The 21503-nt window shown below is 73.5% G+C and carries 20 protein-coding genes; 9 read left to right on the forward strand and 11 right to left on the reverse strand.

What is annotated here, in order from left to right; all coding sequences use genetic code 11:
- Window positions 1-43: 43 nt before the first annotated feature.
- The 3 genes from CKY47_RS16230 to CKY47_RS16240 are packed head-to-tail and all read right to left on the reverse strand — an operon-like array spanning window position 44 to window position 3367.
- Window positions 44-1294, reverse strand: a complete 1251-nt coding sequence (locus CKY47_RS16230; RefSeq protein ID WP_306746647.1) for a dihydrolipoamide acetyltransferase family protein — start codon at window positions 1292-1294, stop codon at window positions 44-46.
- On the reverse strand, window positions 1287-2282 hold the full coding sequence (locus CKY47_RS16235) for an alpha-ketoacid dehydrogenase subunit beta (protein WP_306746822.1): 996 nt from the start codon (window positions 2280-2282) through the stop codon (window positions 1287-1289). Before CKY47_RS16235 ends, CKY47_RS16230 begins: the two co-directional genes overlap by 8 nt.
- Before the next feature lie 11 nt (window positions 2283-2293).
- Complete coding sequence (locus tag CKY47_RS16240) at window positions 2294-3367, reverse strand: thiamine pyrophosphate-dependent dehydrogenase E1 component subunit alpha (protein WP_306746648.1); 1074 nt, start codon at window positions 3365-3367, stop codon at window positions 2294-2296.
- Between the two features lie 122 nt (window positions 3368-3489).
- Between CKY47_RS16240 and CKY47_RS16245 the strand changes: the two genes are divergently transcribed.
- On the forward strand, window positions 3490-3981 hold the full coding sequence (locus CKY47_RS16245; RefSeq protein ID WP_306746649.1) for an Lrp/AsnC family transcriptional regulator: 492 nt from the start codon (window positions 3490-3492) through the stop codon (window positions 3979-3981).
- Here the strand turns inward: CKY47_RS16245 and CKY47_RS16250 are convergent.
- The 4 genes from CKY47_RS16250 to CKY47_RS16265 all read right to left on the reverse strand — a co-directional run bounded on the left by CKY47_RS16250 (window position 3954) and on the right by CKY47_RS16265 (window position 7429).
- A complete protein-coding gene (locus CKY47_RS16250) occupies window positions 3954-4697 on the reverse strand; it encodes a CAP domain-containing protein (RefSeq protein WP_306746650.1) in 744 nt (247 codons plus the stop codon). The genes CKY47_RS16245 and CKY47_RS16250 overlap by 28 nt on opposite strands.
- A gap of 328 nt (window positions 4698-5025) precedes the next feature.
- Window positions 5026-6309 carry a sensor histidine kinase gene (locus CKY47_RS16255; protein ID WP_306746651.1) on the reverse strand — a complete coding sequence of 428 codons (1284 nt, stop codon included), beginning with the start codon at window positions 6307-6309 and terminating at the stop codon, window positions 5026-5028.
- The gene (locus tag CKY47_RS16260) at window positions 6306-6989 is read right to left on the reverse strand and encodes a response regulator transcription factor (protein WP_306746652.1); all 684 of its coding nucleotides are present in this window, start codon (window positions 6987-6989) and stop codon (window positions 6306-6308) included. Before CKY47_RS16260 ends, CKY47_RS16255 begins: the two co-directional genes overlap by 4 nt.
- A 26-nt stretch (window positions 6990-7015) precedes the next feature.
- Window positions 7016-7429, reverse strand: a complete 414-nt coding sequence (locus CKY47_RS16265) for a hypothetical protein (protein WP_306746653.1) — start codon at window positions 7427-7429, stop codon at window positions 7016-7018.
- Between the two features lie 171 nt (window positions 7430-7600).
- Between CKY47_RS16265 and CKY47_RS16270 the strand changes: the two genes are divergently transcribed.
- The 6 genes from CKY47_RS16270 (at window position 7601) to CKY47_RS16295 (ending at window position 16043) form a co-directional block, all read left to right on the forward strand.
- The gene (locus CKY47_RS16270) at window positions 7601-7963 is read left to right on the forward strand and encodes an ArsR/SmtB family transcription factor (protein WP_306746654.1); all 363 of its coding nucleotides are present in this window, start codon (window positions 7601-7603) and stop codon (window positions 7961-7963) included.
- Between the two features lie 2 nt (window positions 7964-7965).
- Window positions 7966-8520, forward strand: a complete 555-nt coding sequence (locus tag CKY47_RS16275) for a hypothetical protein (protein WP_306746655.1) — start codon at window positions 7966-7968, stop codon at window positions 8518-8520.
- A 115-nt stretch (window positions 8521-8635) separates the two neighbouring features.
- The gene (locus tag CKY47_RS16280) at window positions 8636-9349 is read left to right on the forward strand and encodes a VIT1/CCC1 transporter family protein (RefSeq protein WP_306746656.1); all 714 of its coding nucleotides are present in this window, start codon (window positions 8636-8638) and stop codon (window positions 9347-9349) included.
- A gap of 137 nt (window positions 9350-9486) precedes the next feature.
- Complete coding sequence (locus tag CKY47_RS16285; protein WP_306746657.1) at window positions 9487-9699, forward strand: hypothetical protein; 213 nt, start codon at window positions 9487-9489, stop codon at window positions 9697-9699.
- Window positions 9700-10093: 394 nt separating this feature from the next.
- On the forward strand, window positions 10094-14599 hold the full coding sequence (gene gltB, locus CKY47_RS16290) for a glutamate synthase large subunit (RefSeq protein WP_306746658.1): 4506 nt from the start codon (window positions 10094-10096) through the stop codon (window positions 14597-14599).
- Window positions 14592-16043: a glutamate synthase subunit beta gene (locus tag CKY47_RS16295; RefSeq protein WP_306746660.1), complete on the forward strand. Its 1452-nt coding sequence runs from the start codon at window positions 14592-14594 to the stop codon at window positions 16041-16043. The genes gltB and CKY47_RS16295 overlap by 8 nt, the downstream gene beginning before the upstream one ends.
- A 351-nt stretch (window positions 16044-16394) precedes the next feature.
- On the opposite strand, the gene CKY47_RS16300 is transcribed toward CKY47_RS16295, so the two are convergent.
- On the reverse strand, window positions 16395-16913 hold the full coding sequence (locus CKY47_RS16300; protein WP_306746661.1) for a MarR family winged helix-turn-helix transcriptional regulator: 519 nt from the start codon (window positions 16911-16913) through the stop codon (window positions 16395-16397).
- Between the two features lie 59 nt (window positions 16914-16972).
- Here CKY47_RS16300 and CKY47_RS16305 point away from each other — a divergent pair, with 59 nt between their 5' ends.
- Window positions 16973-18484 (forward strand): GGDEF domain-containing protein, encoded by a 1512-nt coding sequence (locus tag CKY47_RS16305; RefSeq protein ID WP_306746662.1) that lies wholly within the window; start codon window positions 16973-16975, stop codon window positions 18482-18484.
- 69 nt (window positions 18485-18553) lie between these two features.
- On the opposite strand, the gene CKY47_RS16310 is transcribed toward CKY47_RS16305, so the two are convergent.
- On the reverse strand, window positions 18554-19336 hold the full coding sequence (locus CKY47_RS16310) for an SGNH/GDSL hydrolase family protein (protein WP_306746663.1): 783 nt from the start codon (window positions 19334-19336) through the stop codon (window positions 18554-18556).
- A gap of 137 nt (window positions 19337-19473) precedes the next feature.
- Between CKY47_RS16310 and CKY47_RS16315 the strand changes: the two genes are divergently transcribed.
- The gene (locus tag CKY47_RS16315) at window positions 19474-20040 is read left to right on the forward strand and encodes a TetR/AcrR family transcriptional regulator (RefSeq protein ID WP_306746665.1); all 567 of its coding nucleotides are present in this window, start codon (window positions 19474-19476) and stop codon (window positions 20038-20040) included.
- A 21-nt stretch (window positions 20041-20061) separates the two neighbouring features.
- On the opposite strand, the gene CKY47_RS16320 is transcribed toward CKY47_RS16315, so the two are convergent.
- Both CKY47_RS16320 and CKY47_RS16325 read right to left on the reverse strand, forming a co-directional pair.
- On the reverse strand, window positions 20062-20649 hold the full coding sequence (locus CKY47_RS16320; RefSeq protein ID WP_306746666.1) for a GrpB family protein: 588 nt from the start codon (window positions 20647-20649) through the stop codon (window positions 20062-20064).
- A gap of 24 nt (window positions 20650-20673) precedes the next feature.
- Entirely contained in the window at window positions 20674-21450 is a 777-nt protein-coding gene (locus CKY47_RS16325; protein WP_306746667.1) for a cyclase family protein, read from the reverse strand.
- Window positions 21451-21503: the final 53 nt, after the last annotated feature.

Consider the following 21503-nt stretch of genomic DNA (forward strand, 5'->3'; position numbering starts at 1 on the left):
GGCCCACTCTATTGCCGGCGCGACGTGGTGCCGCGACCACCTCCTACAGGTCTGCCAACGCGGTGATCGGGGACTCCACGCAGTCGGCCACGAACCTCAGGAAACCGCCCGCCGTGCCGCCGTCGCACACCCGGTGGTCGAAGGCGAGGGTCAACTGGGTCACCTTGCGCACCGCCAGTTCCCCGTTCACCGCCCACGGCCGGTCGATGATGCGGCCGATGCCGAGGATCGCCGCCTCCGGGTGGTTGATGATGGCGGCCGAGCCGTCCACGCCGAACACGCCGTAGTTGTTGACCGTGAAGGTGCCGCCGGTCATCGCCGCCGGGCCCAGCCTGCCCTCGCGGGCCGCCGTGGCGTGCCCGGTGATCGCGGTGGCCAGTTCCGCCGTGGTGAGGGTGTGGGCGCCGTGCACGACCGGCACGACGAGGCCCCGGTCGGTCTGGGCGGCGAAGCCCAGGTTGACCTCGTCCAGCACGACGACCTCGTCGCCCTCCACGCGTGAGTTCAGCTCGGGGAACTTCTTCAGGCCCAGTACCGCGAAGCGGGACAGCAGCGCGAGCAGCGAGACGGACGGCAGCGCGGCGCGGGCGGCCAGGAAGTCGGTCGCGTCCACGTCCACCCACACGGTGGCCTCGGGGATCTCCCGCCGCGAGGTGGCCAGCTTCCGCGCCACGGCCCCGCGCAGGCCCTTGAGCGGAATCCGACGGCCGGTGGAACCGGTGGAGCCGGACGGGCCGGAGGACGAGGCGCGGGCGGCCAGGGCCCGTTCCACGTCGGCCCGCCGGATGACGCCGTTCGGGCCGGTGGCCTCGACCCGGTGCAGCGGCAGGCCGTTCTCGCGCGCCAACTGCCGCACGATCGGCGAGATCACCGCGGGAGCGGTCGGGGTGGCCGGGGCGGCCACCGCCGGCCCGGGAGCGGTGCGCGCCGCCGGGATGCTCGCCGTGCGGGGCGTGCGACGGCGTCGGCGCGGCGAGTCGGACGTGCCGTAGCCGATCAGCACGTTGCCCGAGTACTCGGACGACCCGGGCTCCTCCGACGGGGTGGGCGGGGACGCCGACGGCGTGCCCACGGACAGCAGCACGGAGCCGACGGCCAGCTTCTCCCCCGGCTCGCCGAACCGGGCGCTGACCACGCCCTCGAACGGGCACGGCACCTCGACGACGGCTTTCGCGGTCTCGACCTCCACCACGGGCTGGTCCACCGCCACGTGGTCGCCCACGGACACCAGCCAGGTGACGATCTCGCCCTCGGTCAGCCCCTCGCCGAGGTCGGGCAGGCGGAAGTCAGGCACGGGCGCTCCCCACGACCTCGTCGTCCCACTGCAACCGGGCGATCGCGTCCAGGACGCGGTCGACCGACGGCAGGTGGTGCTCCTCCAGCTTCGGCGGCGGGTAGGGGGTGTCGAACCCGGTCACCCGCAGCACGGGCGCGTGCAGGTGGTGGAAGCAGCGCTCGGTGACCCGCGCGACGACCTCCGCGCCGTACCCGCCGAACCCGGACGCCTCGTGCACCACCACGGCCCGGCCGGTCCGCCGCACCGACGCGCACACCGTCTCGTCGTCGAACGGCGCCAGCGACCTCAGGTCGACGACCTCGACGTCCCAGCCCTCCTCCGCGGCGGCCTCGGCGGTCTCCAGCGCGGTGGCGACCATCGGCCCGTAGGCGATCAGCGTGACGTCGCGGCCCGCCCGCCGCACGAGCGCCCGGTCGAACCCCGGTCCGGGGGAAGCGGAACCGGACGACGTCACCTCGCCCTTGGCCCAGTAGCGCCGCTTGGGCTCCAGGAAGATCACCGGGTCGGGGCAGTCGATCGCGTCGCGCAGCAGCCGGTAGGCGTCGTCGGGCGTGCCGGGCGTGACGACCCGCAGGCCGGGCGTGTGCGTGTAGTACGCCTCGGACGAGTCGCAGTGGTGCTCGACCCCGCCGATGCCGCCGCCGTAGGGCACGCGGATCACGACGGGCAGCCCCACCCGGCCCCGGGTGCGGTTGCGCATCTTCGCCAGGTGGCTGGTGATCTGCTCGAACGCCGGGTAGGCGAACGCGTCGAACTGCATCTCCACCACGGGCCGCAGCCCGTTCATGGCCATGCCGATGGCGGTGCCGACGATGCCGGACTCGGCCAGCGGGGTGTCGAACACGCGCGCGTCGCCGAACCGCGCGGCCAGCCCGTCGGTCACCCGGAACACGCCGCCGAGCGCGCCGACGTCCTCGCCGAACACCAGCACACCGGGGTCGGCCTCCAGGGCGTCGGCGAGCGCCTTGTTCAACGCGCCGGCCATCGAGAGCGTGCTCACGCCAGTTCCTCCCGCAGCGCGGCGGCCTGCTCGCGCAGGTGCGCGGGCGTGGTCGCGTAGACGTGCTCGAACAGCTCCGCCGGGTCGGGTTCGACGTCGGCGTTCATCACCGCGCGGGTGTGCGCGGCGAACTCCTCGGCCTCGGCGGCGACGGCCTCGCGGCGCGCGGCGTCGAGCAGGCCCCGCGAGGTCAGGTACGCCTCGATCCGGTCGACCGGGTCGCGGGCGAGCCATGCGGCGACCTCGGCGGAGTCGCGGTAGCGGGACGCGTCGTCGGCGTTGGTGTGCGCCTCGATCCGGTAGGTCAGGGCCTCGATCAGCACGGGCCCGCCGGACGCGACGGCGTCGCGCACCACGGCGTGCACGGCGGCCACGTCGTTGCCGTCGACCAGCACGGACGGCACGCCGTACCCGATGCCCTTGTGCGCCAGCGACGGGGCCGCGTTCTGCTTGGACATCGGCACGCTGATCGCGTAGCCGTTGTTCTGCACCAGGAAGACCACGGGCGCGCGCCACACGCCGGCGAAGTTCAGCGCCTCGTGCGTGTCGCCCTCGCTGGTGGCGCCGTCGCCGAGCAGCACCAGCGCGGCGGTGTCCTCGCCCTTCACCCGGGCGGCGTGCGCGAAGCCCACGGCGTGCAGCGTGTTGGTGGCCAGCGGCGTGCACTGGGGACCCACGCGGTGCTCGTACGGGTCGTAGCCGAGGTGCCAGCCGCCCTGGAGCAGGGTGAGCGTGCCCAGCGGGCTGACACCCCGGGTGACCAGCGCGACCGAGTCGCGGTAGGTGGGGAACAGCCAGTCCTGCTCGCGCAGGGCCAGCACGGCGCCGACCTCGCACGCCTCCTGCCCGCGCGACGACGGGTACACGGCCAACCGGCCCTGCCTGGTCAGCGCGGTGGCCTGGGTGTCGAAGCGGCGGCCGATCACCATCCGCCGGTGCAGTTCCACGAGCACGTCGTCGTCGGGCATCGCCAGCGGCGAGTCCTCGACCGGCGAGCCGTCCTCGCGCAGCAGCGACAGCGGTTCCTCGCTGGGCAGCAACGTCAGCTCGGGCGCGCGGGTGCGGGCCATGGGCTCCTCCGGTGTCTCGTGTGGCGAGATGGAGGGCATGGTCCGCGTCACAGCGGCCAATGATCCAGGTCCGGTCGGTTTTCCTGGACGAACGGCCGCGCGGCCGGGTTATCGTCGACCGCATGACGGCCAGGGCTGGACATTCGGCACCGCTCGACGCGCTCGACCGGCGCATCGTGGAGGTGCTGCGCGCGGACGGGCGGATCTCGATGCGGGCGCTGGCCGAGAAGCTGCACATCTCGCGGGCCAGCGCGTACTCGCGGGTGGAGCGGCTGCACCGCGACGGCGTCGTGACCGGGTACGCGGCGGTGGTCGACCCGGAGCGCTACGGCTTCGGCATCTCGGCCTACGTCTACCTCAAGATCAGCCAGCACTCGTGGAAGGCCGTGCGGCAGCGGGTGATGGAGATCCCCGAGGTGTGGCACGGCGCGCTGGTGTCGGGCGACTACGACCTGGTGCTGCTGGTGCGCGCCCCGGACGCGCACAGCCTGCGCGACCTGGTGCTGTCACGCCTCCAGACGATGCCGGACGTGACGTCGAGCCACACCGTGCTGGTGCTGGACGAGCTGCCCGCCGGGGGAGACGGTCACCAGCCGAAGTTCTGGGTCCAGTAGATGCCGTAGGAGCCGCCGCGCGCCATGCCCGCGCCGAGGGTCTTGAGCTTGCAGTTGAGGATGTTCGCGCGGTGGCCCGGCGACTCCATCCAGCCCTTGACGACGGCCTCGGCGGTGCGCTGGCCGGCGGCGATGTTCTCCGCGCCGGGGCTCGGGTGGCCGGCGGCCTTGACCCGGTCGACGAACGAGCGGCCGTCGAGCGAGGTGTGCGAGAAGTAGTTCCGGGCGGCCATGTCGGCGCTGTGCGCGCGGGCGGCCCTGCCCAGCCGTTCGTCGGCGGCCAGGGCGGGGCAGCCGTTGGCGGCGCGCTCGGCGTTGGTCAACTCGACGACCTTCGCCTCGGCCGCGTCGACCTCGCTCGCGGCGGGCGCGGGCACGGGGGCCTGCGGCTGCTGGGGCTGCGGCTCGGGCTTGGGGGCCTGCGGCTCGGGCTGCGGCTCGGGCTGCGGGGACCGCTCGGGTGCCGACTGCCCGGCCGTGGTGGTGCTGGTGGTCTCGGCGGTGGTGCCGGTGGTCGTCGTCGCGGGTGCCTCCGACGACGCGGAGGACGTCGGCGCGGAGGGCGGGGCGAAGCCGTCGGTCGGCGTGGCGGTGGTGCGCACGCCGGTGGTGGCGCTCGCCGCGACCAATGCCAGCCCGTCCGGGTGCTCGCACCCGGTCAGGCTCAACCCGACGACGACGGCGAGCAGGGGCAGCACACGGCTCTTGTGCGACACGAGAGACCTCGATCTGCATTCGACGGCATTTCGGGCGCGACGACCGCATGAACGCTTTTCGCAGGGTAGCGCCCTGCGGTCGTCGCACCGAACGGGGAATCGAGTGGAACCAGGCAGGTTGGGAGCGCTGCGGTCGACCTCAATTCCAAAATAACCCTATCGAGTTCTCAGGAATTGTCAACGAATGATTTTTTAAGGAACATTTAAACCTCGCACAAGGTGCGCACAAGCCGGGGTGGCGCACACTGCGGTGTCCGGCGCACCGGTCGGGGCGTCGCGGACCGGTCCCGGGCGGGGGCGGTGCGGGGATCGCACCCTCCGGACCCGGTCAGCCCTCGTCGACCCGCCCCAGGCGCAGTTGGACGCGGGTGCCGCCGAGCGGACCCCGGTCCACGACCAAGGAGCCCCCGGTGGACTCGGCGGCCCGGCGGGCGATGTCCAGGCCCAGGCCGGTGGAGCCCGCGCCGCTGCTGCCGCGCCGCAGGGCCGACTCCAGGTCCTCGATGCCGGGTCCGGCGTCCTCGATGACGATCACCACGCGGTCGGTCCGGTGGAACAGGGCGACGACGAACCCGGCGCCCTCGGGGGTGTGCCGGAAGACGTTGCCCAGCACGGCGTCCATGGCCGCGGCGAGGTCGCTGCGGGTGAGCGGGACCAGGGCGCTGCGCTCGGTGCCGCGCAGGTTCCACAGCCGCTGCTGGTCGTCGGCCAGCGCCGACCAGAACACCAGGCGGTCGTGCACGACCTGCGCGGCGTCGCAGTGGCTCCCGCCGGGGTCGTCCAGTTCCCGCCGGGCGGCCCGGATGAGTTCGTTGACCTCGCGTTCGAGGGCGTGCACGGCCTGGCGCACGCGGTTGGCGTTGCTGTCCGCGCCGAGGGTCTCGGAGTCCAGCCGCAGCGCGGTGAGGGGAGTGCGCAGCCGGTGCGACAGGTCGGCGAGGACCTCGCGCTCCCCCGCGACGAGCTGGCCGATGCGGTCGGCCATGCGGTTGAACGCGGCGCCCGCGTCGTGCAGCTCGGGCGGCCCGCTGGGCGTGACGCGGGTGGCGAGGTCGCCCTGCCCCATGGAGCGGGCGCCCTCGGCGAGCGCCGTGGCCGCCTTGACGACCCGCGCGCCCAGGCGGTCGGCCACCAGCACGGACGCCAGCACGAGGCACACGGCCACGCCGCTGAGCGCGAGCAGCGCCTGGTCGACGCCGCGGGACAGCTCGGCCCGGGGCACGAACGCCTCGACGACGGCGACGCGGTCGTCGTCCAGCAGCACCGGTTGCAGGTGCACGAGCCCCGACGGGATGGCCTCCGTGGACGCCCGGCCCTGCCCCCGCGCGGAGGTGAGCTGCTCGTCGCCGGCCACCGGCACGCCGACCACCTCGCCGGACGGCAGGTGCACCGCGACCCGGCCGCCGGTGCCGGTGCTGGCCAGCGCCTGCCCCACCGCCACCGGGTCGACCGTGATCACCAGCACGGGGGTCAGCGCGCCGGCCTGCCGCTCGGCCTCGGCCATCGCCCGGTCCTCGGCCAGCTGCCGCACGACCAGGGCCAGCGGGATGAGGAAGGCCAGCGCCACCATCGACGTGACCGCCAACGAGACCAGCGCGAGGGACTTCCTCATCCGGCCGCCGCCGTGAGCTTGAACCCGACGCCGCGCACCGTGTGCAGGTAGCGCGGCTGCGCGGCGCGCTCCCCGAGCTTGCGGCGCAACCACGACAGGTGCACGTCGAGCGTCTGGTCGTCGTGCCGGCCGGGGAGGTTCCACAGGTTCGCGAGCAGCTCGGCGCGCGGCACCACCTTGCCCTCGCGGGCGGCGAGGTAGGCGAGCAGGTCGAACTCCTTGCGGGTCAGGTTCAACTCCCGCCCGCCCAGCCGCGCCTCGCGCCGGTCGAGGTCGACGCTGAGGTCGCCGATGCGCAGCGGTTCGGGCGCGACGTCCTTGCGGGTGCGGCGCAGCACGGCGGCCAGCCGCGCGGCGAGGTGCTCGCTGGAGAACGGCTTGACGAGGTAGTCGTCCGCGCCCGCGTTGAGCAGCCGCACGATCTCGCCCTCGTCGTCGCGCGCGGTGGCCACGATGACCGGCACGTCGCACACGCCGCGCATCATCCTCAGCACGTCCGCGCCGTCCATGTCGGGCAGGCCGAGGTCGAGCACGACGAGGTCGAACGACGAGCCGGTGATCTCGCGCAACGCCCCCAGGGCCGTGCCCACCGGGAGCACCGCGTGCCCGAGCCCGGTCAGGGCACGGCTCACCGCCGACCGCACGACCGGGTCGTCCTCGACGAGCAGCACCGAGACCATGGCGCGCACGGTATAACGCGCCGGGTTCAGCCGACCGACCGCAGCCAGGCGCCCGGGACGGCGAAGTCGGCGTCGGCCAGGCCCCGGCGCGGGTCGACGCGGTGCGGCAGCGCGGGTCCGGTGTGGTGGGTGGCCGCCCACGCCCGGTCGGCGTCGGTGATCCCGTCGTCGATCCAGGCGAACGCCCGCCCTGCCGCGCGGGCGACGAGGGCGCGGGTCTTCCGGTGCGTGCCCGGCGGATCGTCGGTGTCGGTGTCGGTGTCGGTGTCGGTGTCGGTGTCGGTGTCGGTGTCGGTGTCGGTGTCGGTGTCGGTGTCGGTGTCGGGGAAGTCGACCACCGGCAGCGGGTGGGCGTGGTCGTCGGGCGGGAAGGTCGGGTGGTCGGTCCCGCCGAACGGGACGAGCGGTCCGTCGACGTCGGGGAAGAGCGGTGGCGCCACCCGCCCGGTGTCGCCGAGCCGGTGGCACGCGCTCGGTCCCGGCGCGGGCCGCCGCGCCGGGAACCCTCGGCGACGGCCGGGGTCGAGCGCTGTCGTCCGGTTCCACGACCGCGGACAACCCATCCGCGCAGAAACGACGTTCGCAAACGATCGAACAACTAGACTGCGGTGGTGCGCCACACCGACTTCAACCCCGACGTCGACCGGTTGTGCCTGACCGACGTCCTCGCGGCGCTCAGCGATCCCCTCCGAGTGGGCCTCGTGCGCCTGCTGGCCGACGGCGAGGAGCGCAACTTCGGCGAGTTCGCCGTCCCCGTCGCCAAGTCCACGCTCAGCCACCACCTCAAGGTGCTCAACACCGCCGGCCTCACCTGGCGTCGGGAGGAGGGCACCCGCTGCTACGTGCGGCTGCGCCGCGACGACGTCGACGCCCGCTTCCCGCACCTGCTCGACACGGTCCTCGCCGCCGCCGACCGGGACGACGTCGGCCACCACGTCACCGGTGGCGCGCGGTCGATCGCAGGCGGGGGCTGATCGTGCGCCGGGGCCTCCAGTACCTCGCCGCGTGGTCGGCCTCGACCGCCGTCGCGGTGGCGCTGTCCTGGCTCGGCATCCGCTTCGTGCTCGACGCCGGCGTGCCCGAGCGGCCGCGCGTCGTCGCGGGCCCCGTCCAGCAGTCGACGCAGCTCACCACCACGACGACGACCGCGGTCGCCGCCACCACCACGACCGCGACGACCACCGAGGCCGCGCCCGTCGTCACCGCGCGGCCCACCACCACGACCACCGCGCAGACGACCACCACCACGGCGCAGCAACCACAACTGCCCTCCGAGGAGGGCACGTGGACCGAGCAGGACGGCCACCCCGTGTACCTGCGCAGCTTCCCGCTCCAGGGCGGTGTCGCGGCCGTCCGCTTCTCCGCGCGCGACATCGACCCACTCTCCGCCACCCCGCGCCAGGGCTTCTCCGCCACCGTCGAGCAGCCCGCCGACGCCGTGGTCGTCGAGTTCGCCGGCAACGGCCACCGCTCCCGCCTGGAGGCCACCTGGGTCGGCGGACCCCAGTGGCGCATCATCGAATCCGGCTGACCGCCCCGACCGCGCGACACCCACATTCGTCAGGGCGGAACGGCCCGCGCCGCCGCGCCGCCGCCGCGGTCCACCCCTTCACCCGTTCGCGGACCGCACACCACCCGGTGGTTCGATGGCAGCCATGACGCACGCGGACGAACCGCACCACGACTCGCTCGCCGGCCGCCTCAACTGGCTGCGCGCCGGCGTGCTCGGCGCCAACGACGGGATCGTGTCCACCGCGGGCCTGGTGGTCGGCGTCGCCGGCGCCGGCGCCGGCCGCACCGCACTCCTCGCCGCGGGCGTCGCGGGCCTGGTCGCCGGTTCGCTGTCGATGGCGGGCGGCGAGTACGTGTCCGTCAGCACCCAGCGCGACACCGAGCGCGCCGCGCTGCGCCTGGAGGCCCGCGAGCTGCGCGAGATGCCCGAGGAGGAGGAGCGCGAGCTCGCCGACATCTACCGGGACAAGGGGCTGTCCGAGGAGCTGGCCGCGAAGGTCGCCCACGAGCTGACCGAGCGGGACGCCCTGCGCGCGCACGCCGAGGCCGAACTCCGGATCGACCCGGACGAGCTGACCAACCCGTGGCACGCGGCGTGGGCCTCGTTCGCGGCGTTCGCGGTGGGCGCCCTGCTCCCGCTGGTGGCGGTCGTGCTGCCGCCCACGGCGTGGCGCGTGTGGACGTGCGCCGCCGCCGTGCTGGTCGGCCTGGCGCTGACGGGTGTCCTCAGCGCCCGGCTGGGCGCGAGCCGAGTGGGTCCGGCGGTGCGCCGCAACGTCATCGTGGGGTCACTGACGATGATCGTCACCTACTACGTGGGTGTCCTGTTCGGAGTAACCGTCGGCTGACGCCGTCACGCTGCGCAACCACGCCGCCGAGTCGTCCACAAAGTCTCCACACCATGGTGTGAAGTACGCAAAGTGCGGGTACACGACCGCGACTTGCCGCGACCCGGTGCGGCAGGACCCGACTGGAGGTGCTCGCCGTGACCCACCCGCCCACTCCCCTCCTGGTGCCGCGCGGCGAGAGGTCCGAGCGCAGGCTGTGGACCCTGCTGGCCGCCCTGTTCACACTGGTCGCCGGGGTGAACGTGCTCCTCGCCGTCGACGAGGCCGCCTGGTGGCAGGCCGGCGTCGGGGGCCTGCTCCTGCTCGGCGCCGGCGCGTGCCTGAGGGCCGCCCGCCGCACCCGGGTGTGATCTCGCACCGCACTGAAGCGACGAACACGAAGGATTTCCTGGTCCGACCGGGTGTACCCCGCTGGTAGGAATGGCGTCAAGTGGGGGTGGGATTCACCACGACGCCCTGTCGGACTAGCGCCATAACCGCGAATTCACACTATCGTCACAAGACCCCGGCAACCCCGGTGCACCGCCCAGCGCGACCCCAGCGGCCACATCCGGCCACTGGACGCGCGCACAAGGAAGTGCAGTCTTCCGCACAACGGAGTGCGGTCCCACGCCGACGATCTCCCGGTGTGGTCCCCCAGCCAGTACATGCAGGCCGAACTGTCCGCGTAAAGCCGCGCGCGGGTGATCGGCCGTCTCCGTCTGCCCGAAATCAGGGCCGACTGACGCCACGGGAGGGCCCGTTGTGACCCACCACCACCAGCAGCCGCGAAGCGGCCTCTACGACCCGCAGCACGAGCACGACGCCTGTGGCGTCGCCTTCGTCGCAGACCTGGCCGGGCGCAGGAACCACGCCATCGTGCGCCAGGCCCTCGTGGCGCTGCGCAACCTCGAACACCGGGGTGCCCGCGGCGCCGAGCCCGAAACCGGTGACGGCGCGGGAATCCTGATCCAGGTGCCCGACGCCTTCTACCGCGAGGTCGTCGGCTTCGCGCTGCCCGAGCCGGGGACCTACGCCGTCGGCACCGCGTTCCTCCCGCACGAGGGCCGGGACGACGTCCGCGCCGAGGTCGAGCGCATCGCCGCCGAGGAGGGCGCCACCGTCCTCGGCTGGCGCGACCTGCCGGTGGACACCGACCACGTCGGGCCGACCGCCAGGACCACCATGCCCGCGTTCAGCCAACTCTTCCTCGCCGGTCCGGGCGGGGTCGGCGGGCTGGAGCTGGAGCGGCTGGCCTTCGTGGTGCGCAAGCGCGCGGAGCACGCCACCGACGTGTACTTCCCCAGCCTGTCGGGCCGCACCGTCGTGTACAAGGGCATGCTCACCGAGCCCCAGGTCGAGCGGTTCTTCCCCGACCTGACCGACGAGCGGGTCACCAGCTCCATCGGCCTGGTGCACTCCCGGTTCTCCACCAACACGTTCCCGTCGTGGCCGCTGGCCCACCCGTACCGGTACGTGGCGCACAACGGCGAGATCAACACCCTGCGCGGCAACCGCAACTGGATGGACGCCCGCGAGTCCGTCCTCGCCACCGACCTGATCCCCGGCGACCTGTCCCGGGTCTTCCCGGTGATCACCCGCGGCGCGAGCGACTCGGCGACCTTCGACGAGGTGCTGGAGCTGCTGCACCTGGGCGGGCGCAGCCTGCCGCACGCGGTGCTCATGATGATCCCCGAGGCGTGGGAGAACCACACCGAGATGGACGCCGCGCGGCGCGCGTTCTACGAGTTCCACTCCACGCTCATGGAGCCGTGGGACGGCCCGGCGCTCGTGTCGTTCACCGACGGCACCCTCATCGGCGTCGTGCTCGACCGCAACGGCCTGCGCCCCGCCCGGTACTGGGTCACCGAGGACGGCCTGGTCGTGCTCGGCAGCGAGGCGGGCGTGCTGGAGTTCGACCCCGCCACCATCGTGCGCAAGGGCCGGCTGGAGCCCGGGCGCATGTTCCTCGTCGACACCGCCCAGGGACGGATCATCGACGACGAGGAGATCAAGGGGCAGCTCGCCGCCGAGCACCCGTACGAGCAGTGGGTCGCCGACGGCGTCCTGCACCTGTCGGACCTGCCCGCCCGGGAGCGCGAGGTGCCCACGCACTCCTCGCTCGTGCGGCGGCAGCAGGCGTTCGGCTACACCGAGGAAGAGCTGGCGCTCCTGCTGGAGCCCATGGCCCGCTCCGGCGCCGAACCGATCGGCTCGATGGGCAACGACGCCCCGTTCGCGCCGCTGTCGGACAGGCCGCGCCTGCTGTTCGACTACTTCACGCAGCTGTTCGCGCAGGTCACCAACCCGCCGCTGGACGCGATCCGCGAGGAGCTGGTGACCTCGCTGCACGCCACCCTCGGCGCGGAGCCGAACCTGCTGGCCGCCGACGCCGCGTCGTGCCGCCGCATCTCGCTGCCGTTCCCGGTGCTGGACGACGACGAGCTGGCCAAGCTCGTGCACGTCGACGACGACGGCACCCTGCCCGAGTTCCGCACGGTCACCGTGCGCGGCCTCTTCGAGGTCGCGGGCGGCGGCGCGGCGCTCGTGCGGCGGCTCGACGAGATCAAGGACGAGGTGTCCCGGGCCATCGAGGACGGCGCGCGGCTCGTCGTGCTGTCCGACCGGGGTGTCGACGCCGACCACGCGCCCATCCCGTCGCTGCTGCTCACCGGCGCGGTGCACCACCACCTGGTGCGCGGGAAGACCCGCACCCAGGTGGACCTGATCGTGGAGGCGGGCGACGCCCGCGAGGTGCACCACATCGCGCTGCTCATCGGTTACGGCGCCAAGGCCGTCAACCCGTACCTGGCGATGGCGTCGGTCGAGGAGCTGCCCGCCCTCGACCCGAGGGTCGCCACCCGCAACCTGATCAAGGCGCTGGGCAAGGGCGTGCGCAAGACGATGTCCAAGATGGGCGTCTCCACCGTCGCCTCCTACACCGGCGCGCAGATCTTCGAGGCCATCGGCCTCGGCCCCGAGGTGGTCGACTCGTGCTTCACCGGCACCACCTCGCGGCTGGGCGGCGTCGGCTTCGACGTGCTCGCCGAGGAGGCGGCCCGGCGGCACCGCACCGCGTTCCCCGCCGACGGCGTCCGGGCGCACCACCGCGAGCTGCCCACCGGCGGCGACTACCAGTGGCGCCGCGAGGGCGAGGCGCACCTGTTCAACCCCACCACGGTGTTCAAGCTCCAGCACTCCACACGTTCCGGCCGTTACGACATCTTCAAGGAGTACACGCGGGCGGTCGACGAGCAGGCCAAGCGGCTGATGACGCTGCGCGGGCTCTTCGCGTTCAAGGAGGGCGTGCGCGAACCCGTGCCGCTCGACGAGGTCGAGCCGGTCTCGTCCATCGTGAAGCGGTTCGCCACCGGCGCCATCTCCTACGGGTCGATCTCGCAGGAGATGCACGAGGTGCTCGCCGTCGCCATGAACCGGCTGGGCGCCAAGTCCAACACCGGCGAGGGCGGCGAGGACCCGGAGCGGTTCGTGGCGGACCCGAACGGCGACTCGCGGCGCTCGGCGATCAAGCAGGTCGCGTCCGGCCGGTTCGGCGTCACCTCCGAGTACCTGGTCAACGCCGACGACATCCAGATCAAGATGGCGCAGGGCGCGAAGCCCGGCGAGGGCGGCCAGCTGCCCGGCGCCAAGGTGTACCCGTGGATCGCCAAGACCCGGCACTCCACGCCCGGCGTGGGCCTCATCTCGCCGCCGCCGCACCACGACATCTACTCGATCGAGGACCTCGCCCAGCTCATCCACGACCTGAAGAACGCCAACCCGGCGGCGCGCATCCACGTGAAGCTCGTCTCCGAGGTCGGCGTCGGCACGGTCGCGGCGGGCGTGTCCAAGGCGCACGCCGACGTCGTGCTCATCTCCGGCCACGACGGCGGCACCGGCGCGTCGCCCCTGTCGTCCATCAAGCACGCGGGCGGCCCGTGGGAGCTGGGGCTCGCCGAGACGCAGCAGACGCTGCTGCTCAACCGGTTGCGCGACCGGATCGTCGTGCAGACCGACGGCCAGCTCAAGACCGGCCGGGACGTGGTGATCGCCGCACTGCTCGGCGCCGAGGAGTTCGGCTTCGCCACCGCGCCCCTCGTCGTGTCCGGCTGCGTCATGATGCGCGTCTGCCACCTCGACACCTGCCCGGTGGGCGTCGCGACGCAGAACCCCGTGCTGCGGGCCAAGTTCGCGGGCAAGGCCGAGCACGTGGTGAACTTCTTCGAGTTCGTCGCGCAGGAGGTGCGCGAACTGCTGGCGTCACTGGGTTTCCGGACCCTGGCCGAGGCCGTCGGCCACGCCGACCTGCTCGACACGCGCGCCGCCGTGGACCACTGGAAGGCGGCCGGGCTCGACCTGTCTCCGATCTTCCACGTGCCGACGCTGGCGGAGGGCGCGGCGCGGCACCGGGTCGTGGCCCAGGACCACGGGCTGGAGAAGGCGCTGGACAACACGCTCATCCAGCTCGCCGAGGGCGCCATCGCCTCCGGTGACCGGGTGCGGCTGGAACTGCCGGTGCGCAACGTCAACCGCACCGTCGGCACCATGCTCGGCTCCGAGGTGACGCGGAAGTGGGGCGGGGCCGGTCTGCCCGACGACACGATCGACGTCACGTTCACCGGCACCGCCGGGCAGTCGTTCGGCGCGTTCCTGCCACGCGGCATCACCCTGCGGCTCGTCGGCGACGGCAACGACTACGTCGCCAAGGGCCTGTCCGGCGGGCGCATCACCATCCGACCGGTGCCCGACGCGCAGTTCGCCGCCGAGCAGCAGGTGATCGCGGGCAACGTCATCGCCTACGGCGCGACCGGCGGCGAGGTGTTCATCCGCGGCCGGGTCGGCGAGCGGTTCTGCGTGCGCAACTCCGGCGCGCTGGCCGTCGTCGAGGGCGTCGGCGACCACGGGTGCGAGTACATGACCGGCGGCCGGGTGGTGGTCCTCGGGCCCACCGGGCGCAACTTCGCGGCCGGCATGTCCGGCGGCATCGCCTACGTGCTCGACGCCGCCCTCGGGCGGGTCAACGGGGAGATGGTCGACCTCGACCCGCTGGACGACGCCGACCGGGCGTTCCTGCGGACCGCCGTGGAGAAGCACTACGCGGAGACCGAGTCGGCGGTGGCGCACGCGCTGCTCGCCGACTGGGACCTCGCCGTCGAGCGGTTCACCAAGGTCATGCCCAAGGACTACAAGCGGGTGCTGGCGGCACAGGCCCGCGCCGAGCTGGAGGGCCGCGACGTCGACGCGGCGATCATGGAGGCGTCTCATGGCTGACCCACGCGGGTTCCTCACCACGGAGCGCGAGACGCCGCGCAGCCGTCCGGTGTTCCTGCGCCTGCGCGACTGGCGCGAGGTGTACGAGGAGTTCGAGCGGCCCAGGCTGGAGAAGCAGGCCGGGCGCTGCATGGACTGCGGCATCCCGTTCTGCCACCAGGGTTGTCCCCTGGGGAACCTGATCCCCGAGTGGAACAACCTGGTGTGGAAGGAGGACTGGCGCGCGGCGGCCGAGCGGCTGCACGCCACGAACAACTTCCCCGAGTTCACCGGGACGCTGTGCCCGGCGCCGTGCGAGGCGGCGTGCGTGGTCGGGATCAACGGCGATCCCGTCACCATCAAGCGCGTGGAGATCTCCATCGTCGACCGGGCGTGGGACGAGGGCTGGGTGACGCCCCGGCCGCCGGCCACGCGGACCGGTCGCACGGTGGCGGTGGTCGGTTCGGGCCCGGCGGGCCTGGCCGCGGCGCAGCAGCTGACCCGGGCCGGGCACTCGGTGACCGTGCTGGAGCGGGCCGACGCCATCGGCGGGCTGCTGCGGTACGGCATCCCCGAGTTCAAGATGGAGAAGTGGCGGCTGGACCGGCGGCTGGAGCAGATGCGGGCCGAGGGCACCGAGTTCCGGACGAACGTGGACGTGGGCGTCGACGTCACCGTTTCCGAGCTCCGCTCGTCCTACGACGCGGTGGTGCTGGCGGGCGGCGCGACGGCGTGGCGCGACCTGCCGGTGCCGGGGCGCTCGCTGGCGGGCGTGCACCAGGCGATGGAGTACCTGCCGGGCGCGAACCGCGTGGCGGCGGGTGCCCGGGCCGAGCCGCCCATCACGGCCGAGGGCAAGCACGTCGTCGTGATCGGCGGCGGTGACACGGGCGCGGACTGCGTGGGCACCGCCCACCGCCAGGGCGCGCTGTCGGTCACCCAGCTGGAGATCATGCCGAGGCCGCCGGAGCAGCGGGCCGAGGCCCACCCGTGGCCGACCTACCCGATGCTGTACCGGGTGACGTCGGCCCACGAGGAGGGCGGCGAGCGCCTGTACTCGGTGTCCACCGTGGAGTTCACGGGCGACGCCGACGGCGCGGTGCGGTCGCTGCGCCTGGTGGAGGTCGAGGCGTCGGGCGGCAGGTTCGAGCCGGTGCCGGGCACGGAGCGCGAGATCCCGGCCCAGCTGGTGACCCTGGCCATGGGTTTCGTGGGCCCGGAGAAGGACGGCCTGCTGACCGACCTGGGCGTGGCCCTCGACCCGCGCGGCAACGTGGCGCGCGACGACTCGTACGCCACCTCGGTGGACGGCGTGTTCGTGGCGGGCGACATGGGCCGGGGCCAGTCGCTCATCGTATGGGCCATCGCCGAAGGCCGCTCCGCCGCGGCGGGCGTGGACGCCTACCTGACCGGCCGCGCCGTCCTGCCGCGCCCGATCGACCCGACGGACCGCCCGCTCACCTGAGCCCCGCCGGACCCGTCCCCGGCGCCGGACAACGCGGTCCGGCACCGGGGACCCCCGTTCAGCGCACCGGACGGCGTGGTCCGGTGCGCCCCCTTCCCGCGTGCCCGGACAGCGTGGTCCGGGCACGCGGGTTCCACCGGCCCGCTGTCCACCGCACGGGTGGTGGACGACGGCGGCGATCTCGGTGGCGTCCGTCGCCTGCCAGTCGTCGCTGATCGACCCGGTGCTCCGGGCCGGTGGCCCCGCGCTCCGGGTGGGCGAACCCGCGGTCGGCGCGGGTGGACGCGCGGGGGCGCCGCGCGAGCGGGTGCGCGGGCGCGGGAGGACGCGGGACGAGGGGCGGCCGGGTGGTCAGTCCGGGCGGGCGGCCACCACCCTGCGGATCAGCTCGACCATCTGCGCGCGCTCCGCCGGGGTCAGCGCCTCGAACCAGCGGGCCTCGCGGGCGTTCTGCACCGGGAACGTGGACGACACCGCGTCGCGCCCCTCGTCGGTGAGCGCGACGAACACCACCCGGCGGTCCTGCCCGTCCCTGGTCCGCTCGACCAGCCCGGCCCGCTCCAGCGTGTTGATGAGGTTCGACATCGCCGACCGGGTCGTGCCGGACAGCTCGGCCAGCCGCGCGGGCTGGGTGGGGCCGAGTATCCAGAGCTTGAACATCAGCCGGAAGCCCGGCATGGTCCAGCCCTGCTCGCGGTGCACGAGGGCCTCGTAGTCGGTGATCATCACGTACGCCAGGTGGAGCACGTTGTAGGAGAGGCCGAACGCGTCGGCGTCGCCGCCCGACTCGGCGATCCGGTGCCGTGCGAAGCGCTCGTAGTCCTGCTCCGTCACCACGTCTTCGGCGACGGGAACCTGCTGCTCTGCCACACGCCGATCCTTCCAGGGCCACCCGGTCGGTGGAACGGGAATGCGGCACACTGGGTCGCGTGCTCGGGACGAGGCGGTTCGGCGCCACCGCGGCCGTGGTGCTGGCGCTGGCCGCCGCCGCGTCCGCGGCCGCGAGCGTGGGACTGGTGCACGGTGACGCGGCGGTGGCCGTGGACGACCTCGCCCAGCTCGCCGCGGGTCTGTTCGCGACGGGCTGCTGCTGGTGGACGGCGCGGCGCACGAGCGGGCCGGACCGGAGCTGGCGGGTGGCCGCGGGGCTCGGCGCGTTGTCGTGGTCGGTGGGCATGGCGCTGTGGACGTGGTTCCAGCTCGTGGAGCGGCGGGCCGTGCCGTCGCCGTCCGCGGCGGACGCCGGGTACCTGGGGATCGTGCCGTTCGCGTTCGTCGCGCTGCTGGTGATCGGGAACTTCCGCCGCTCGGGGACGCCCGACGCGCTGCTGGACCGGCGCACGGCGTCGGCGCGGCTGGTGCTGCTGCTCGACGGGGTGATCGTGGTGGGTTCGCTGTTCGTGCTCACGTGGGCGATCGCGCTGGGCAGGCTGGTGGAGGCGGGCAACCCGGGCGCGCCCGCGTTCCTGGTGGCCGTGGCCTACCCGATCACGGACCTGGTGCTGCTGGTGATCGTGGTGGTGCTGAGCGCGGACCGGACGGTGGTGCTGCGGCCGCAGTTGCGGTTGCTCGGGCTCGGGTTGACCGGCCTGGCGGTGTCGGACCTCGCGTTCGCCTACCTGGTGAGCGTGCGGGCGCCGGAGGTGCCGCCGCTGGCGAACGCCGGGTTCGTGGTGGGGCCGGCGCTGATCGGCCTCGCCGCGCTGGCGCCGGTGCCGCCGGCGACCGCGGGGCGCGGTCGCGCCCGGCGGTCGTGGCAGTGGGGTTACCTGCTGATGCCGTACCTGCCGCTGCTGATCACCTCGGCGCTGGTGCTGTGCGGCACGATGGCGGGCGGACTGGGCACGGTGGACGCGGTGGAGGTCGCGTGCGCGTTCACGGTGTTCGTGGCGGTGATCCTGCGGCAGCTGGTGACCTTGGTGGACAACACGGAACTGGTGCTGCTGCTGCGGGAGTCCGAGCGCACGCTGTCGCACCAGGCGCACCACGACCCGTTGACGGGGCTGGCGAACCGGGCGCTGTTCGAGCGCAGGCTGGACGAGGCGATGGCCGCGCACCAGCGGGACGGCTCGCCGTTCGGGCTGCTGTTCGTGGACCTGGACGACTTCAAAGCGGTCAACGACGTGTCGGGGCACGCGCACGGGGACGCGTTGCTGGAGCGGGTGGCCCAGCGGTTGCTGCGGTGCGTGCGGGACACGGACGTGGTCGCCCGGTTGGGTGGTGACGAGTTCGGCGTGCTGGTGGAGGGCGTGGAGGAGCCGGAGAAGGTGGCGTTCCGGGTCCTCGACTCGCTGGGCGGGGAGATCAGCGCCTCGGTGGGCGTGGTGATCTGCGCGGATCAGGACCCCGAGGCGACGGCGCAGTCGGTGCTGCGGCGCGCGGACAAGGCGATGTACGAGGCGAAGCGCGAGGGCGGCCACGGGCTGGTCATCCACCCGTGAGGTCGCGCCCGACCCCCACCGGGGTCGGGCGCGGCAGGGGTCGGGCGCGGCGAGCGGTGTCGGAGGGCGTCAGCCGACCGCGGAGTCGAGCAGCGGCAGGTAGCCCTGGGCGTAGCCGGCGGCGTTGGGGTGGAAGGACTCCACGAGCCGCAGCAGGGAGAAGGAGTTGATCCACGGCGATCGGCCGCAGGCGCCGTGGCCCGCGAAGTGCGCCCGGGCGTCGACGTAGCGGACGCCGGCCGCGGCGGCGCGGGCGGCGATGACCTCGTGCAGGACGTCGGCGCCGTTGTTGAGGGCGGTGCGCTTGGTGGCGTTCAGGCAGGTGCCGGCGGGTTCGACGAGGCGCGGGTAGCCGAGGACGACGACGGTGGCGCCGGGGGCGCGGGAGCGGATGGTGGCGTAGGTGCGGTCGAGCTTGGCGGGCAGCGCGGTCCGGGCCTGCTGGACGCCCTTGTCCACCGCGTTGAGGCAGGAGCTGTCGCTGCCGGTGACGCAGGTGATCATGGTGGAGGCGAACCCGATGTCGTTGCCGCCGATGGTGATGGACACCAGGTCGGTGCCCGCGTCGAGGGAGTCGAACTGGCCGGTCATGCTGTCGGTGGTGGCGCCACCGCAGGCGGCGTACTTGAACGACGACACCTCGTGGGTGTCCGCCCACAGCTGGGCGTAGCCGCGCGGGCTGCGGAAGCACGTGCCGCCGGTGTAGGGCGGCGCGCCGGTGCCGGAGGAGTACGAGTCGCCGAGGGCGACGTAGTCGACGGGGGCCGCGGCGTGGGCCGCGGGGGTGGTGAGCACGACCGCCAGGGCGGCGGGCAGCACCGCACACACGACCCTGAGAAGACGTTTGCGCACGTCCAGTCCTTCCTCGAAGACGCCAGCCGTGAAGGCGCGTGATCACCGACGTTACGAAGGCGTTCCGAGGCATCACAGACGGTGCTATTCTCATTACTTCCGGGTAACATCTCCTGCTCGCCCGCCGGGATGCCGACGTGCCCCTGCCCCGCTCACCGCTCCGCGCGCCGCACCGCAGCGACGCCCGCCGCAACCGGGCGGCGATCATGCGCGCGGCCGGGGAGCAGGTGGCGCTGGGCAGGCCGATGCCGTCGCTGCGGCAGCTGGCGGACGCGACCGGGTTGGGCCAGGCCACGGTGTACCGGCACTTCTCGGACCGCCGGGCGCTGCTGCTGGCGGTGACGCGGGAGCAGGTGGCGGTGCTGCGCCGGGTGGCGGAGCGGGACGCGGACGACCCGGCGGCGTTCCGGGCGCTGCTGCGCGGGGTGCTCGTCCACCAGGTGTCGATGCGGCCGCTGGTCGACGAGCTGCGCAGGCTGCCGCGCCCCGACCAGCTCGGCCAGGTCCGGGGCCTGCTGGACGCGCTGCGGGCCCCGTTCGCCCGGTCGCAGGCGGCGGGCCACCTCAAGGGCGACGTCGTGCTGGACGACCTGCCGATCGTGTTCACGATGCTCCAGGCGGCGGTCGACTCGGCGCCGGACCCGGGCACGGCCCGGCGCGCGATCCCCGTGCTGCTCGACGGCCTGTTCCACGCCCGCCCCTGAACCGGCCCCCTGGGCCGGCGGCTACAGCATCCCGGCCGCCCGGAACAGCCGGTCGTAGATCTCGCGGATCACGTCCTGCTTGCGCGCGTTGTAGTCCATGACGTGACCGCCGCCGGGCACCGCCGCCCGCTTGGCCGCCTCGTAGCGCTCGCGGTCCTCGGGGTGTCCGCGCAGCCAGTCGCGGAACATGCGCAGCCGGATCGGCTCCGGGCAGTCCGGGCCGTACACGTGCAGGTTGACCCGGGGGTCGGCCAGCCGCAGCATGCGGTGCTCGTGGAACGACGGCTCGCGGATGGTGAGGACGTAGCCGATGCCCTCCAGGGCGGGCACGTAGGCGTCCTCGTCGCGCGGGTCGGCGACGGTGAGGGAGATGTCGACGACGTCCTTGGCGGCCAGGCCGGGCACGGACGTGGAGCCGACGTGCTCGACGTCGAGCACCGCGTCGCCGAGGGCGGCGCGGATGGCGGCGGCGAGGCGTTCGTAGCGCGCGGGCCAGCCCGGGTCGTACGGGGCGATGCGGATCGCCTCGGGCACGGGGGGCCCCAGCACCCAGGGGTCCTCGTCGGGGTCGGGGTCGTGGTGGCGGGTGATCTCCTCGGTAGTGGGCACCCACCGGAAGCTAACAGCCCCGGCTCACCTCTTCGGCACGAACGCGTAGACGCTCGCCGGCGAACCGGAGCCGCGCCGGTTGACCACGCCGCCGACCAGGACGTGCCCGCCCTGCTCGGGCAGCTCGGCCAGGTTCGCCAGGACCTCCAGGCTGATCCGGTGCTCCCGGTAGAGCAGCTTGGAGACCGCGTACTCGACGTCCACGGCCGGTTCCGGGCTGAACGTGTCGGTGCCCAGGGCGCCCCGGCGGCCGAGCCGGCCGGTCTTCACCAGCCACTGCACGGCGGCCAGCGAGAAGCCGGGCTGGTGCATCTGCCCGGCGTCGTCGAAGTTGTAGAACGCGTCGGTGCCCCAGCGGTCCTCCCAGCCGGTCCACAGCACCACGGCCGCCTCCCGCGGGATGCGGCCGTGGCGCTTCTCCCAGCGCTGGAGGTCGGCGACGGTCACCTCGTAGTCGGCGTCGCGCCGCGCCTGCTCCCGCACGTCGACCTTCACGGCGGGCAGGAACAGGTCCTCGGCGTCGAGCTCGTCGGCGTGCGGCTGGTCGGCGTTGAAGTGCGCGGGCGCGCCCCAGTGCGTGCCGGTGTGCTCGCCCTGCTGCACGTACTGGAGGTAGAAGCCGTGCTCCGGCACCGTGGCGACGGTGGAGAGGGTGAACGCCGGGTCGCCCGGGTAGACCTTCGTCCGGTCCGGGTCGTTGACGTGCGCGAGGTTCACCAGCCGGTAGTCCCGCAACCCGAGGGGGCCGGCCGCGTTCGCCGACCCGCCGCCGGCGATCACGCCGCCCACCGCCGAAGCCACACCCGCGAGCATCGACCGTCTGCGCACCGCGGACCACTCCCCTGCCTAGCCGT

The sequence above is a fragment of the Saccharothrix longispora genome (genome assembly GCF_030852425.1).
Taxonomy (GTDB): Bacteria; Actinomycetota; Actinomycetes; order Mycobacteriales; family Pseudonocardiaceae; genus Actinosynnema; species Actinosynnema longispora.

Coding starts and splice junctions, on each gene's coding strand:
- CKY47_RS16260 (WP_306746652.1), bottom strand. CDS start 6,989: ATGGTCTCGGTGCTGCTCGTCGAGGACGACCCGGTCGTGCGGTCGGCG.
- CKY47_RS16235 (WP_306746822.1), bottom strand. CDS start 2,282: ATGGCCGGCGCGTTGAACAAGGCGCTCGCCGACGCCCTGGAGGCCGAC.
- CKY47_RS16245 (WP_306746649.1), top strand. CDS start 3,490: ATGACGGCCAGGGCTGGACATTCGGCACCGCTCGACGCGCTCGACCGG.
- CKY47_RS16240 (WP_306746648.1), bottom strand. CDS start 3,367: ATGGCCCGCACCCGCGCGCCCGAGCTGACGTTGCTGCCCAGCGAGGAA.
- CKY47_RS16255 (WP_306746651.1), bottom strand. CDS start 6,309: ATGAGGAAGTCCCTCGCGCTGGTCTCGTTGGCGGTCACGTCGATGGTG.
- CKY47_RS16295 (WP_306746660.1), top strand. CDS start 14,592: ATGGCTGACCCACGCGGGTTCCTCACCACGGAGCGCGAGACGCCGCGC.
- CKY47_RS16280 (WP_306746656.1), top strand. CDS start 8,636: ATGGCAGCCATGACGCACGCGGACGAACCGCACCACGACTCGCTCGCC.